Source organism: Vibrio phycocola, assembly GCF_054404255.1.
Window position 1 is genome coordinate 677,499 of the sequence record NZ_JBTAMQ010000001.1, and the last position, 15,788, is coordinate 693,286.

General features: G+C 41.8%; 12 protein-coding genes. 9 read left to right on the forward strand and 3 right to left on the reverse strand.

Features of this window, described 5'->3' with window-relative positions:
- Positions 1 to 230 precede the first annotated feature (230 nt).
- Positions 231 to 1,073, forward strand: a complete 843-nt coding sequence (locus ACXJY6_RS03305; protein ID WP_458767374.1) for a lipase family protein — start codon at positions 231 to 233, stop codon at positions 1,071 to 1,073.
- A 42-nt stretch (positions 1,074 to 1,115) separates the two neighbouring features.
- Here ACXJY6_RS03305 and codA read toward each other — a convergent pair whose 3' ends face one another.
- From codA to codB, 3 genes are read right to left on the reverse strand one after another with little or no spacing between them, the layout of a single operon-like run.
- Positions 1,116 to 2,366: a cytosine deaminase gene (gene codA, locus ACXJY6_RS03310; protein ID WP_458767375.1), complete on the reverse strand. Its 1,251-nt coding sequence runs from the start codon at positions 2,364 to 2,366 to the stop codon at positions 1,116 to 1,118.
- A gap of 8 nt (positions 2,367 to 2,374) precedes the next feature.
- Positions 2,375 to 3,559 (reverse strand): helix-turn-helix domain-containing protein, encoded by a 1,185-nt coding sequence (locus ACXJY6_RS03315; protein WP_458767377.1) that lies wholly within the window; start codon positions 3,557 to 3,559, stop codon positions 2,375 to 2,377.
- 3 nt (positions 3,560 to 3,562) lie between these two features.
- Positions 3,563 to 4,819, reverse strand: coding sequence for a cytosine permease (gene codB / locus ACXJY6_RS03320; protein WP_458767378.1), 1,257 nt, complete (start codon positions 4,817 to 4,819; stop codon positions 3,563 to 3,565).
- A 357-nt stretch (positions 4,820 to 5,176) separates the two neighbouring features.
- Between codB and ACXJY6_RS03325 the strand changes: the two genes are divergently transcribed.
- From ACXJY6_RS03325 to ACXJY6_RS03360, 8 genes are all read left to right on the forward strand, one after another.
- Positions 5,177 to 6,319 (forward strand): methyl-accepting chemotaxis protein, encoded by a 1,143-nt coding sequence (locus tag ACXJY6_RS03325; protein ID WP_458767379.1) that lies wholly within the window; start codon positions 5,177 to 5,179, stop codon positions 6,317 to 6,319.
- A gap of 543 nt (positions 6,320 to 6,862) precedes the next feature.
- The gene (locus ACXJY6_RS03330; RefSeq protein ID WP_456050463.1) at positions 6,863 to 7,852 is read left to right on the forward strand and encodes an ABC transporter permease; all 990 of its coding nucleotides are present in this window, start codon (positions 6,863 to 6,865) and stop codon (positions 7,850 to 7,852) included.
- An 8-nt stretch (positions 7,853 to 7,860) separates the two neighbouring features.
- Positions 7,861 to 9,027, forward strand: a complete 1,167-nt coding sequence (locus tag ACXJY6_RS03335; protein ID WP_456050462.1) for an ABC transporter permease — start codon at positions 7,861 to 7,863, stop codon at positions 9,025 to 9,027.
- A gap of 3 nt (positions 9,028 to 9,030) precedes the next feature.
- Complete coding sequence (locus ACXJY6_RS03340) at positions 9,031 to 10,011, forward strand: ABC transporter ATP-binding protein (RefSeq protein ID WP_458767380.1); 981 nt, start codon at positions 9,031 to 9,033, stop codon at positions 10,009 to 10,011.
- Between the two features lie 3 nt (positions 10,012 to 10,014).
- The gene (locus ACXJY6_RS03345) at positions 10,015 to 11,043 is read left to right on the forward strand and encodes an ABC transporter ATP-binding protein (RefSeq protein WP_456050460.1); all 1,029 of its coding nucleotides are present in this window, start codon (positions 10,015 to 10,017) and stop codon (positions 11,041 to 11,043) included.
- Positions 11,044 to 11,055: 12 nt separating this feature from the next.
- On the forward strand, positions 11,056 to 12,918 hold the full coding sequence (locus ACXJY6_RS03350) for an ABC transporter substrate-binding protein (protein WP_456050459.1): 1,863 nt from the start codon (positions 11,056 to 11,058) through the stop codon (positions 12,916 to 12,918).
- Between the two features lie 60 nt (positions 12,919 to 12,978).
- Positions 12,979 to 13,533 carry an acyltransferase gene (locus ACXJY6_RS03355; protein ID WP_456050458.1) on the forward strand — a complete coding sequence of 185 codons (555 nt, stop codon included), beginning with the start codon at positions 12,979 to 12,981 and terminating at the stop codon, positions 13,531 to 13,533.
- Entirely contained in the window at positions 13,526 to 15,784 is a 2,259-nt protein-coding gene (locus ACXJY6_RS03360) for a heparinase II/III domain-containing protein (RefSeq protein ID WP_458767381.1), read from the forward strand. The genes ACXJY6_RS03355 and ACXJY6_RS03360 overlap by 8 nt, the downstream gene beginning before the upstream one ends.
- The last annotated feature ends 4 nt before the right edge of the window (positions 15,785 to 15,788 follow it).

The window sequence follows — 15,788 nt, forward strand, 5'->3', positions numbered from 1 at the left end:
GTGCGCTTGGGGATCTTTTTCCTTCTGAAATAGCGGGTAGTGAAATTGAAATCCTCGACCAGCAAGGTAACTGGGTTAACAAAGATACCATCGAGCTAGAAGATGATAAACTCGTGGTTCCGGTCGCTTATAATATCATTCCTCCATTTCCTACTTTTAAAATTATTCTAAAAAATTCGATCCAATTAGCGTGGAAAGTTAAGTTAGAGCGTAACGGATTGCCCACTAAGATGGCGGTCTCTTTTGATAATAAGTTTAATTTTTTAGGCGCACTTCCTCTCGCCAAGCTTGCGTGTTTAATGTATTCACAAGAAGAAATGGTGAAAACAACGCTCGCACGTCATTACGATTTTGATACGTATTACTACCATTCAACAGCCAGTCATAAAGGGATGTTGAGTCGGGGATTTTTGCATCAACTCTATGTTTATTTTAAAGGTAAGAAAAGTGTCGTCGACCTTCAGTTTTTGTATTTAAGTAAGATCGATAAACAAACCAATAAGCGTTTAATCGTTGTGGTGTTCCAAGGTTCAAATAAACCACAAGACTGGATGACAAATGCGACTTTTCAAGGGGTCGATTTCTTAAGTCGAGGACGGGTGCATCAAGGGTTTTACGGTGCTTTTAAACTGTTTTTTCGTTCTTTAAAAAGTAAAAAAGCGCGTTCAAACAACTTAATGTTAAGCCAACTTTTAAAAGATGTAAAAACCTTAAATGAAACGACAAACATTGTTTTTGTTGGTCACAGTTTGGGTGGGGCGTTAGCGACACTTGCAAGCTGTTATTTACATGAGTTAGGCGTGAATCCTGATATTATGAAGGTATATTCGTTTGGTGCACCACCAATTGGAACTAAAGAGTTTTCCGACTATTTTTCCGATAAGATCGCGATCAATCGTGTGGTAAATGACTTAGATGTTGTTCCAAAGTTTGACTCTATCATCAATCTCTATCACGTCGGTGAACCTATTGTTATGCCGTCTAACGAGAACGAAATCCATTCATGCGATGGGTACGTTGATAACATCATTGATGCTATTCAAGCACAGCAAGATGAAGGCTTAAGTCGTTAAGTGTTAAAGAACCTTAGTTTACTTAAGCCCCTTTAATGAACGTTAAGATGCCTCAAAACTTGGGCATTGAGTCACTATAGCCGGTTCTCGTTTTAGGATTACGTCACCGTTTCTCACTGACCATAATACTTCAGACTGCTCTCGTATCACTTCGACGTCGTTAGCGCCTTGTAAGATGATAAAGTTAGCGGGCTTTCCAACTTCAATACCGTAGCTTTGGTCGATGTTCATCACCTTTGCGCCATTGTCGGTAATAAAGTCGAGGCCTGTTTTAAAATCATCGTAGCCCATCATATGACAAGCGTGTAGAGCAAAGTCAACTTGTCGCAACAGTTTTCCATTCCCCAAACTATACCAAGGGTCTTGAATTGAATCTTGCGCAAGTGCAACGTTAATACCTGCATTGCGTAACTCTTTGACTCTTGTGATCCCACGGCGCTTAGGAAAGGTATCGAACCTTCCTTGAAGGTGAATATTCTCGGTCGGGCAAGACACAAAGTTAATGCCCGACATCTTCAATAAACGGAATAATTTGGAGCAATAAGCATTGTTGTAGGAATGCATGGCAACCGTATGACTCGCGGTGACTTTTGATGTCATGCCTGTTTCTAATGCGGCTGTGGCTAATACCTCAAGGAAACGAGAGTTACCGTCGTCAATTTCGTCGCAATGGACATCAACGAGCTTGTTGTGTTTCTTAGCTAAATCAACCACCCAGCGCATCGAGTCGACACCATACTCTCTGGTGAATTCAAAATGAGGAATGCCTCCAACGACATCAGCACCAATTTCCAGAGCTTGTTCCATTAACTCTTTACCATTGGGAAAGGACAAAATGCCTTCTTGAGGAAATGCGACGATTTGAAGATCGAGAAACGGCGCAAGTTTATCTTTGAGAGGAACAATCGCTTTTAATGCGGTGAGACTCGGATCAGTGACATCGACATGAGTTCTAACGTGCTGAACACCATTTGATATGAGTAGTTCTGCTGCTTTAAGAACACGTGACTGTACATCCGCTTCGTCCAACATCTGTTTGCGCTCTGCCCAACACTCAATCCCCTCAAATAGAGTTCCACTTTTGTTCCAACGCGGTTCCCCAGCGGTGAGTACCGCATCGAGATGAATATGAGGTTCGACAAATGGCGGACACATTAATTGTTGCTTAGCATCGATATCACATTCGTCATTGATGGTTGCAGATTGCGGTATGATGTTAGTGAAGCGTCCTTGTTCGCATTCTATTGTATGGAGTCCATCGGAATGACGTAAGCGAGCGTTAATTATTTTCATTATTATCCTTAGGAATCTATTGGAGTTGGAAACATCGCCCGTTCTATTAACAGCGCATTTTGAATGCCGAGGCGATGAGTTGCATCAGTCATAGAAAGCCCTGTTATAGCTTCAAAACGATGCAGACGAGATGTTACCGTGTTTCTATGAACATTGAGTACTGAAGCTGTCTGACGTAGAGCTCCGAGTTGTTCGAAGTAACATCGCAATGTTGTTTTTAGAGTAACACTGTCGATATCTTGATTTCTATAAAGAGAACCTAGATAACGAGCGCAAAAGTCATGTTTGAGTTGAACATCATCCACCGCGGCAAAAAGTTGCTGTAAACCAAAAGAGCGATGGTGGTAGACGCCATTTTGATTTGAATTGTTTGCTACATCTGCACACTGTCGAGCCTGATAAGTCACTCGATTGATATCGACGAGTGTACCTCCATCATTTAATCCTATAGAGACAATGAGTTGATGTTGCGATAAATCGTGCTTTAGAGCATGCCAAATTTCTAAGCCTTTTTCACTATAACTGGGCTGGTCAAAGGATTGAGTTGGCACAATCAAAACCCAACCGTTATGGATCTCTGTGATAGGGAATGGGCTTTGGTAACGGAGTAAAAATTCCTGCATAACGAAAACACTGCTTTCGTTGACTGTGTCATTTGGTAACTCCGTGCGCAAAACAGCCACCGTTAACTCAACATCACAATCTAAGCCGAGCGTGCGTGCTTGAGTTAATGCAATCGGAGGGACGTGTGTAGAGCTGTGTATCAGTTGTTGGATAAACCACTGTTTAGAACGCTGAGAGAATGTATCTTGAATGATCGCGTTAGACAGTCGCTCCGTTACGGTTACCATGGGCAAAGAGTAGGGTTGTTCAATTAGAGCAATTCCCGCTTGCTCGCAGATGTGACACCATGTTTTATTGAGTATTGGTATGTGAATTGAACCAGTAAGTACAACAATGGCCGGTGCGTGGCAGCGTAACGCAGTGTCTACTAATTGGCTAAATTGATGGTCTGTCCATTGTCGATTAATCCCAGTGACAAAAATGACTTCACCTCCCTTTAACCAAGGGCTTAAATTATGGTCTTCAGCGATATAGGGCCAGCGGATGGCCCTATTAACATTCTCGGATTTTGTCTGAATGACCATTGAATTTAATCCCTCAATTTGAGGGATATCTCGTACAGTTAGCATGAATTAGCTAGCGCTGACGGGTTGAGTAGAACGTGCAAAAATTTGAGTGAGTACAATATAGCTTATACTTGCCACAATCATTCCAATAATAGGAGGCATCCACGCAGAAAAATAAGCCGCGCCGGAACCGAGTGCGTATGCAAGCAAACCTGCATAATCAAAACGAGGTAATGTAGTTTGCGACAGTGTTGGAGGGCTTGCTTTATGGACTACCCAAAAGTTGGTCATAATAATCGCGCCAATTGGGGGAATAAAAGTGCCCAGTAGAATTAAGAACGGAATCAGATAATTATACATACCAAATATCGCCAATATTGTGCCAATGGCGGCGCCCACAATCGTAATTAAAACGCGTCGTTCTGTCCTAAATAAGTTGCATCCAGCAGCAGCGAAGTTATAAATTGTATTGTCTTGCGTGGTCCAGATATTGGCAAAGAGCATTAAGACGGCAGTAATCAAAAAGCCTTGTGCGACAAGCACGTCTACAATATCTGATTGTTGGTATATCATTGCTCCAAATGCTCCAATGAACACCATTAATCCATTGCCGATAAAGAATGCGGCGAGCGTTGATATAACCGCGATCTTGCCAGTTTTGGAGAACCGACTCCAGTTGGTCGCTTGCGTGCCACCGCTAATAAAGGTTCCTATAACAACGGTAATCGCAGCGCTAAACGCCATATTATCACTTGGCGTAATTCCAAAAAGCTCTACCATTCCGCCAATATCGATCACACCTTGGTAAATGCTTAATGCGATAAATATAAGCATTACTGGAACAGAAACTTTGGATAACAATTCCAGTGCGCGATAGCCAATCGAAGCGGAAACGCAAAAGCCAAAACCGAAGATAATCATCAATGGCATTTGCCAACTTTCGCTCAGCCCTAGAAGTGTGGTAAGTACAATTGCGATGGTGGCGACACCCCATGCATACCAACCGATTTGGGTGAAGCCGAGAACAAAGTCCGACAGTTTGCTCCCGATCTCCCCAAAACAATATCGACTCAGTAATACAGTATTGAGTCCTGTCTTGTAAGCAATATAGCTGAGTGCTGCAGCGTACGCGCCAAGTATGAGGTTACCAATAATAATTATGGTTAAGAGCTCACTCATTGAAAATGCGCTGCCGAGGCGACCACCAGCCCACATTGTGGAGGTGAAAAAAGTAAACCCGAGTAGCACAGCCATCATTGAGAACATGCCTTTTCTACTGCTATCTGGCACCTCGCTGAGAGGGTAATCATTGTTTCCTTGCATGATGTCATTCCTTTGTAGTGGTAGTAGTCAGGAACTAACAATCTTTATGCCATGTTTCCATGGGATGAAAATGGGATATTGGTACACTTCAGGTTGCGATGGTTGTGCATAATGCTCGGATGAGTGAAGTTAGAACGCGAATGCTGCACTTAAATAACTCAGCTTGAGCCAATATGATGCATCCAAATTAAATAAACTCGTGATGTAACGCATATAATAACCATATTAAATGTGCGTGATATTGGCGAGAATACTATTTTTAAATACAGGTAGGTAAATAGTGTTCGTAATTCGCTCGTCTAAAAATCAACGGCGGACTAATGAATATTCGTCAATCAGTATACGAGAAGAACAGAAATGCGTAAAAACTTGAGTATTGTCTTACGGTTATGGATGTTGGTTTTTATTCCCATATTAGTGATTTTATTTGCAGATCTGGTTGGGATTGAAGCCGCAGTAACGCAGCCATTAACCTTGGCCATCATAGCCCTGATAGCATTGCTAGCTTGGCCTATTATCCAGAGTATCGTTATCCCTATTAAAGAAATTAATACAACACTAATTACACTCGGACATGAAAGTGGTGTTATTTCATTACGATTAAACGCTGAAGGACGCCATGAATTGTCTCAATTAAGCCAAGGTATTAATCGATTAATTGAAAACAGTGAAACGTATCGTTCTAATGTGGAAAATTGCAGTAACCAAGTAACAAGTTATGTACAGACTTTGTGTGATATCTCGCAACAGGGCAGCGTTAGAGTCGGACAGCAAAAAGATCAAGCAAATCAGGTATCTGAAGCCCTGCATCAAATGAGTTCGTCAGTTGAAGAAATCACTGGCAATACCTCACAAACTGTGTCTGTTATTGAAGAGGTTCGAGTCAATTCGCTTTCTGGTTACTCAGCCGTTGAACAAAATCTCTCAGCAACCAAGCAATTAGCAAACTCTATCGAGCTTGCAAGTGGCGCATTGGGTGAACTGGGTGGTGATGTTGATGCTATTGGGGATATATTAGAAATCATCCGTTCGATCGCTGATCAAACCAATTTACTTGCGTTAAATGCAGCAATCGAAGCAGCAAGGGCAGGTGATCAGGGCCGCGGATTTGCCGTTGTAGCCGACGAGGTAAGAACCTTGGCACAAAGAACTCAACAGTCAACAGACGAAATTCAAAAAATGACTGAGAAGTTACAAACTCAAACGGCGCGTGTGATTCAAGGAGTGCAGGGAGATAAAATACAAGCTGCGAAAGGGGTTGAGCAGGCGACGATTGTTGAAGATATTTTAAAAAGCATTACCAATGATGTGAATAATGTGACGAAATTGACTGAGCTCATCGAGGCGGCAAGTGAAGAACAAGGTGCCAATGTACTCGCACTGACAGAAAATCTAAATAATATTAATCAACTGTTGGAACAAAGTGCCGATCAAACTGAACAATTTGCTAACTCAGGGCGTGAATTAAACACTATGGTATCAAATTTCAGAATCGCTTAAGTCAACTATTGAACTCATTAGCACGGGGAGAAACTTGCGCCCCGTTTCTAATTTTAAGCGATTAACTTCTTTTAACTTTGTATTTATAGTCAATTTATCAATAGGTTAAATTGACTTCCTTTCTTTAAACAACTTCTCTAAAGACAATCACGTTTGATGTAACCCTCTAGACTACGACAGCGCGCTGAATTAGTGATCATGTTAACAAATCACTAACAATTCGTGATATGAAGAACATCGAGTTGTAGAAATGTACAAAAATCTAGCACAAATGAGGGTGAATTTTTTGACAAATTACTAATGTCATACAAATTCTCTTGGTGCAATATCTATTGTAGACATTAAAAGAACTCATAATTGAATATATCTATGTTCATTTCTGAATTCATTAATCTAACCATTTTTATTTATTTCTAATCTTATTGATTGGGAAGGGGTTTAATCAACTTTAATAAATATCATTCTTACTGAAATATATTTTTATTTAGTAAGTTAATTTAAATGAATAAGAAGTAATAACGTTGAGTTAATTAAAGAGGATTTATGTTTTCCTATATTCTTAGACGATTTTTAATATCCATTCCTACTCTCATAATTATATCGATAGTATCGTTTGTTATTATTCAAATCCCACCAGGAGATTTTGTTGATGCTTACATATCTGAGCGATTGGTTATCGATGGGTCCATTAACGATGTTGATGCGCTAAGGGCGAGTATTCAGGCAGAACTCGGGATTAGTGATAGCATGTTTGTTAATTATTTTAAGTGGATAAGTGGGTTTCCACATGGTGATTTTGGCTATTCATTTCAACATCAGAAGCCTGTACAAGATCTTATTTGGGGTAAGTTGGGGTTAACATTTTTAATCACATTTATCACGCTGATCTTCACACTACTCACGGCATTTGTAACGGGTATCTTGACCTCATTAAAACCTTACACAATGTTTGATTATGTGGTGAGCTTCTTTGGCTTTTTAGGTTTGGCAATTCCTAACTTCTTGCTCGCATTATTGCTTATGTATTTGTCTCTTAGTTGGTTTGGTTCACCTTTCTCCGGGCTATTTTCTCCTGAATATCTCAATGCACCATGGAGTATGGATAAGTTTTTTGATGCGATGAAACATATCTGGATTCCAGTAATAGTGGTCGGAACGGCCGGAACCGCAAGTAAAATTCGAATCATGCGCGCCACAATGATGGATGAGCTACATAAGCCATACGTTGATACCGCTCGTTCAAAAGGACTTCCAGCCTACAAAGTCGTTCTAAAATATCCTGTCCGTCATGCGGTTAACCCACTTGCGTCAACCATTGGGTGGATGCTACCAGAACTAGTCTCAGGCAGTGCCATCGTTGCAATTGTTCTTAGTTTACCGACAACAGGTCCATATCTACTAGAAGCGTTACGCAGCCAAGATATGTATCTGGCGGGGACATTCTTAATGATGTTAGCGGTACTCACGATTATCGGTACGCTGATCTCTGACATTCTCATTGCATTATTAGATCCACGTATTCGTCTCGCTTAGGAGTTACCATGACGTCCCAATCTCATTTAGATCCTAGCTCGGATATCGAACTAGATAATAGCTTAGCCGCACAAGTCGATGACCACGCAAGTGACATAGCTTATGCCTCTAAAACCAAGCTAATGTGGTTGCGTTTTAAGCAACACAAGATGGCGTTATTTAGTGCAATTATGATTATCGTGTTTTATAGCGTTGCCATATTTGCAGATGTTATTGCCGTCGCGGATATCAATAAATACGCAGCAAAATATAAATATGCACCACCGAGTGAAATTCATTTTATAAATAGTGAAGGTAGCTTTACTCGACCATTTATTCACAACTTAGAACGTGAATTAAATATGGAAACGTTAGAGTTTGAATATACTCAAGGTAGTGAGGAATACCCCATTCGTATATTTCACCGAGGTTATGAATATTCAGTGTTTGGGCTATTTAAAACCGACATTCATTTACTCGGGGTTGATGATGGTGCGGCACTATTTCTGATGGGCTCGGATAAGCTTGGCCGAGATATATTCAGTAAGATTGTGCACGGAGCGCGAATTTCACTCTCAATTGGTTTGATTGGCGTACTGCTGAGTCTTGTTTTTGGCGTTGTTCTTGGTGGTATATCGGGATTTTATGGCGGAAAAATCGACACCTTCATTCAGCGTTTGATTGAAGTATTGATGTCGTTTCCCTCAATTCCTCTTTGGATGGCATTGGCTGCGTCGCTCCCCCCACAATGGTCGCCCATATTCGTGTACTTCATGATTACCTTAATTTTATCGGTAATTGGTTGGACAGGTATTGCACGGGTAGTCCGTGGAATCGTGATGCGCTTAAAGGAAGAGAAATATACCGAAGCCGCGTTATTATCCGGCGCTGGAAATTTCTACATCATCCGCAAGCACTTGTTACCGGGAGCGACAAGCTTTGTTATCGCTCAAGCTACGTTAAGTATTCCAGCGATGATAATTGCGGAAACATCACTTAGCTTTTTAGGGATAGGCCTACGTCCACCAGTTGTTAGTTGGGGTGTTTTACTGCAAGAAGCGCAAAGTATTGAAGTTATCGCTAACTACCCTTGGATACTTTACCCATCGATCTTCGTCATTGTCACTGTACTGTTTTTTAACTTCCTGGGTGATGGCTTGCGTGATGCTGCTGACCCATATATGAATAGAGCCTAAATTATGCGAAACAAATTACTCGAATATAAGAACGTAGCAGCTCAGTTTCATACTATTGAGGGCGTTACTAATACTCTGAACGATATTGACCTAACCATTTACGAAGGCATGAGTCTCGGCATTGTTGGTGAGTCAGGCTGTGGTAAAAGCGTGACCTCTCGTATGGCAATTCGTTTATTACCTGAACCGTCATTTAGAGTGACCAAAGGAGAGGTAACTTATCACCGAAATGGCACGCCTGTTAATGTGCTTAAGACTAAGAAAAATGGCAAAGAGATCAACAGCATTCGAGGCAAGGAAATCTCAATGATTTTCCAAGAGCCGATGAGTAGCTTAAGCCCAATACATACCATTGGTAGTCAAATGCGTGAGTTAATCATGCAACATACTGATATGACGAAAGATCAGGCAAAAGCACATGCCATTCATATGCTTGAAAGGGCGCGAGTGCCCAGAGCAAATGAAGTCTACGACGACTATACTTTCCAGCTCTCTGGCGGTATGCGTCAGCGTGTCATGATCGCGATGGCGATCAGTTGCCATCCTCGATTACTGTTTGCTGATGAACCGACAACTGCGCTAGACGTTACGGTTCAAGCGCAAATTTTAAGCCTGATAAAAGATGTACAGCGTGAACAGAATATGGCGCTTGTCTTGATCACTCATGATCTTGCGGTCGTCGCAAACATGGTGGAAGAAATTGCCGTGTTTTATCTTGGTTACATTGTTGAGTATGGAACCACAGACCAGATCCTAAAAGCGCCTAAGCATCCTTATACCAAGGCTCTCATTGAATCAATTCCGACACTTCATACCGAAGATGCATTGAAGCCAATACGAGGCAGTGTGCCCGATCCATACAGTAAAATTACGGGCTGCCCATTCTGGATGCGCTGTGATAAAGCGACCGAGCAATGCCGTAAAGAAGTTCCTCCTGTTGTTTCACAAGAAAATGGCCATAAGGTCAGATGTTTCGAGGCGTAAATCATGAATTCTGAAGCAACTCCATTAGTTAAAGTGGACGGATTAAAAATGCATTTCAGTATGAAAGGTGGTGCATTTAGTCGACGCAAAGGTGTAATTAAAGCGGTTGATGATATTAATTTCGAAATTTATCCGAATGAAACATTTGGATTAGTGGGCGAGTCTGGTTGTGGAAAAACAACCGTTGGACGAGCAATCTTAAAAGCTATGGAGCCCACTGGCGGTAAAGTTATTTATCATAGTAAAACCGGAGAGCAGGTTGACCTTGTACCAATGACTCAAAAAGAACTTCGCCCTATTCGTCAAGAAGTTCAGATGATTTTCCAAGACCCATACTCTTCGTTGTCTCCTCGTATGACGGTGCAAGAGATATTGGAAGAGCCTTTACGTCTTGCAGGTGTAAAAGACAAAGACTACCTCTATGAACAAGCGAAAGATATGATTCAGCAGGTTGGGTTGCGAGCCTCTCATCTCATGCGTTACCCACATGCTTTCTCAGGTGGACAGCGCCAGCGAATTGGCATAGCCAGAGCACTGATCACTCGCCCTCGCTTTATCGTTGCTGATGAGGCGGTAAGTGCTTTAGATGTTTCGGTTCAAGCTCAAATCCTAGAGATTTTAGGAGAGCTTAAGAACAAATTTAATCTTTCATACTTGTTCATTTCTCATGATTTAAGCGTTGTTAAGTATTTGTGCGATCGCGTTGGTGTCATGTACTTAGGCAAAATAGTCGAAGTGGCTTCAACAGACGTGTTATTCAAAAAGCCTTTACACCCATACACCGAAGCATTAATGCATGCTATTCCCGATATCGAAGAGCGACAGATTCGCAGCGATATTTTAGGAGGGGAAATTCCCGATGCAGCGAATCCTCCATCGGGATGTGCTTTCCATAACCGGTGCAAATATGCGACTGAAATATGTAAAACAACGTCGCCAGAATTACGACAATTTGCTGACACCCATAACGGCAAAGAAATCTTCCGTCAAAGTGCTTGTCACTTAGTCGAAGAGATATACCTAAAACAATAACAGGAGATAAACGTGAAACATAAACTCGCAGCACTTTCCTTAATGCTAGGAGCATTAAATGCCTGGGCATATCAGGAAGCGCCTATGTTGACCGATATGGTTAACTCAGGTGCGATCCCTGCAGTCGAAGAACGCATGCCTGAAAACCCTTTAGTTGTTAAACCAATAAATAATGTTGGGAAATACGGTGGCGAATGGCGTCGTGTTGAACCCAATTATCAGTTCCATGAGTGGAGTGCAGAGCCGCTGGTTGATCTTGACGACAACCAACAACGCGTACCAAACCTTGCAGAGTCATATTCCATTTCTGACGATTCTCGCGTTTATACTTTTACACTCCGCAAAGGCATGAAATGGTCAGATGGTTCGCCATTTACAACAGAAGACGTTGATTTTTGGTACAACGATCTGGAAATGAACTCTGACCTTGAGCCGAGTGTTAAGTCATTGTTTTTATCAGGTGGTGAACCTGCAACGCTAAAAATCATTGATGAGCAAACGTTTGAGCTTCATTATAAAGAGCCGAATCCTAACTTCATTGAAAAGCACCTTCGCTCAACAATGGAGTTTCGTTTACCGCAGTCACCTAAACATTACCTCAAAGAATACTTACCTAAGTATACTTCTGAAGCGGATCTACAAAAGAAGATCTCAGATGCAGGTATGACAGACTGGCGTCAGCTGTTCCAGAATCGTTGGAATACACGCTCGAATACCAACCCTGATCTTCCGGTTCTTTACACATGGGTCTATAACACTGACCCTCAAGAGCTAAAACAGAGTGCTGTACGTAACCCTTATTACTGGAAAGTGGATACTGAAGGTAATCAATTACCGTACATTGATTCGATGACCTGGCCGCAAGCAGCAGAACCTCAAGTGCGTATATTGAAAGCTCTTGCTGGTGAAGTGGATATCGACCGTATCTCTAAACTAACCAGTGACTTTACTGCACTGAAAAAAGGCGAGAAAGCAGGAAATTATAAAACTCGCCTTATGGATCTGAGTGACCACGCTAACATGTTGGTGCTAATTCCAAACCAGGATTACACCGGCGACGACATGGAAGTGAAACGTTTGATGCAAGATAAATCCTTCCGTCAGGCAATCTCGCTAGGTATTGATCGTGATACACAAAACCAGATCTTAGGGGTTGGGCTATCTGCTCCTGCTCAATCAGTAATTCTTCCGGAATCACCGGGTGGTAGTGAAGCAACGTCAACTAAATACACCAAGCTCGATGTTAAAAAAGCGAATATGATGCTTGATAGTTTAGGCTTAGACAAGTTAGACAAAGAAGGATACCGTTTAGGTTCAGATGGGAAACCACTCAGCTTCTTGGTTCACTTCCAAGCGGGGCGTAAAATTAGTGAAGAAGGTGCCATTCTGTTTAAAGCAGACATGGATAACTTAAAACTTCGCTTTATTATGCGTTCGGATGAAAAGAGTTACTTTAACCAAATACGTCGTGGTAGCGAATATCAGATGGTCTTACACAATAATACATCTGGTTTGAACCCACTATTTGGTGCAAATAACTACTTCCCAGTGATGTCTAATACCAACTTTGCACCGCTTCAAGCAGCATACTATCAGTCGAATGGTGCTAACGGTAAAGCGCCTACACCGGAAATGCAGGTTCTTGTTGATTTGTACGAGAAACTGACTCAGGAGACAGATAAAGCGAAATTTGCCGAAATGGTTAACGAAGTTATGGAGATTCACTCTGAGAACCTTTATGCCATTGGTATTTTACGTTACACCGGGTCACCCGCGGTTGTTCATAACCGAATGAAAAATGTGCCAGAGAAATTCTTCTCTGTGTATAAGAGCCCATTCTTCCATTATAAAGAGCAATACTATATAGAAGAGTAAAGCGTTCGGGACTTGCTTTACGGAGCAAGTCCCTATTTTAAACCTTAATGGATCTAGCCGATGTCAGTACAGAAAAAACATGGTGGTGAGTTAAGCGATGAAGAGTTTAGAAAGTTCACGCTTTATTGCCATAAGAGTAATAACTATCTAGACGATAATAAACGAGCTGAAATATTAGGGCATTTAGCAGAAGATGTCCGTATAGCACCTGGCGCAATTGTCCGCATTAAAGAAAATCAGATCGGTAAGAAAACGTATATTGGGTTATATAGCTATATTAATGGCAATGTGCAGATTGGGGAAAATGTGTTAGTTGGTCCTCATGTTAGTATTGTTGCAGGGAACCATCTCTACGACCCACAGGACGATTATTTTAGTGCTAGAACCGATGAAGGCAAAGTAACGATAGAAGACGGTGTTTGGTTAACCTCTGGTGTGGTTGTGACACCAGGTTGTCATATTGGTAAATGCTCCCTCATATGCGCCAATTCAGTGGTGACAAGTGATATTCCACCCTACGGTATTGCAGCAGGGACTCCCGCGAAAATCATTGGCAACATTGATCCTTTAACAGGTGAATATCAGTGGTTTCATAAGGAAAATAGTAATGCTTGATCTAGCAAGAACCCATGATTTTCAGATAAATTTATCTCCTAGTCCCGTATCGCCAGCGGCAGTTAACCCGCCTAGTTTTAACTGGCCAGATAGCGGAGAAAATACGCTATACAACCTAGAGTTAGAGAACTCTACAACCGGTGAAAAATGGAATTGGCAACAAGTCCAATCGCCTTTGCAGCTTGATTTTCTGCTACCGTTTGGAATTTATAAGTGGCGCTTAACGATAGACGCTAACAATGTCTCGGATTGGATTGAATTTGAAATTAACGACTCGCTTTCGAATTACATAGCGCCCACCGCGAGTGAGCTATTTGAGCAATGTAGTGGTCGTGAACAGTGGTTGATGTACTTTAATGAAGATGTTTCTCCTATAAAAGAACAGTGTTTCGATATTTACCCTAAGTTGAAGCAAACTGCGCTTCAAGCTGTGTCAATGTCTGAAATTTATTATCCATCACATTATCAACGTGGGCTCGAAGAAGGAAAACGAGAAGCCATCGCCAATGTGAGAAAATGGATCGATCGGGACTTAGTGGTAAATGCATTATTGTACCGAATTTGGGGAGAGCAAAAGCACGGTAATGAAGCGTTAAGTCGATTATTGCAGCTTGCAGAATGGAGCCCAGAAGGCCCCGCGTCATTACTGCGTCCTTGTACGTGGGGAGATGAAGTAGGGTTATCGTTATCTCGTAATCTATTCCTTGTTTATCATTGGTTAGCCCCGTTACTCAATGAATCAGAAAAAGCGTTTATTCGCCCGATGTTAGTCAGAATTGGTAAACAACTTCGTCAGCGACTTGAACAAGATAATTTTGCACAATATCCTGGCCATTCACATACCTCAAGACTCTCTGGATATTTAGGCGTTGCGGCATTAGCTCTGCATCGTGAACATGACAAAGAAGAGTGCGAGGAGTGGTTAAATTACTCAATCATGATTTATCGAGGCATCTTACCATTTTATGGTGGAATCGATGGCAGTTGGGTTGAAGGACCATTCTATGCATCGTCGTATACGAAGTGGCATCATCCATTTTTCTTAAGCGTTGAACGGTTATCTGGGTTCTCTTTTTATGAACATCCGTTTTATAGAAACTTCCATAAATTCGCGCGTGATTTTATCACGCCTGAGCAAGCCATTTACCCATTTGGTGATGGATTCTGGTGTAAGCGTGATGGTAAAGAGTGGCCAGGGTTTTTTGCACAAAACCCGTTAAGAATCTATTCGGCGCGCTTTGGTGATTCGGTCGACTACCAGCACTCATTGCAATTAGAGCGACTTATCAATGATTATCAACTTCACTTGCTCGACGTTGTCCCTACAGCAACGCAATTGGAGTTTGAACTGAATGTAAAAAACAAGAAACCGACTGCGAAAAAAATAGAAGAACAACACACACTAAACCACTATTACTCATATGCAGGCCTGGGCAAACTAATGCGACGTAATATGTCTCTTTATTATCGAGCGAGCGCTTTCGGCAACAGTTCTCACCGCCATGGAGACCAAGGTAATATTGCATTTTTTGATCGTGATGTTGGAGTTTTAATCCCAACAGGTAGTTATGGATATCGCTTTGGTAGTCGCCATCATAGTGAGTGGACCCGACAAACCATCGCCCACAACTTACCCTTGGTTGGTAATTCCGGTCAAAAATTGGATGATCAAAAAGCGATTGGCGAAGTAGTAACGAGACGGAATGAACCGAGCTTCGAGATCGTCACATTGGACTTAAGTCATTCTTATGCCGAGCCAGTTAACCACTTTTATCGTACGCTGGTATTGGTTGAGGAATATGGGTTGGTTATCATCGATTCGATCTGTCTAGAGAGCGAACAGGTTTTAAACTGGCGTTTACATAGCCAACTTAACGCGACCTTGAGTTCTAGCAGCAGTACTATCTTGCTCACACATAATCGCCGTGATCTAGATTTATATAAGTGTAAGTTACTTAACCATTCCGATGCAGAATCGACTTTAGCTCATGGTTATTCAGAGGATATGGTTTTTCCAGCTCGGGAAATCGAAACTGATGCGAGCGAACGAGTCGTGCACCTAGATTGGCAGTTGCCTGCTCACAAAGCACACACTGTCGTTGCTTGTTGTATTCGTGAAGGCGTGGAGTTTCCTGAAGTTCGCATGACTACAAATCCGTCATCACAACGCGCTTCTATCGAACTCGAAATACAAGGGGAGAAAATAGTCATTCCACTTATTGAGGAAATTTTGAGTAATAGAGACGTGTAGTTGA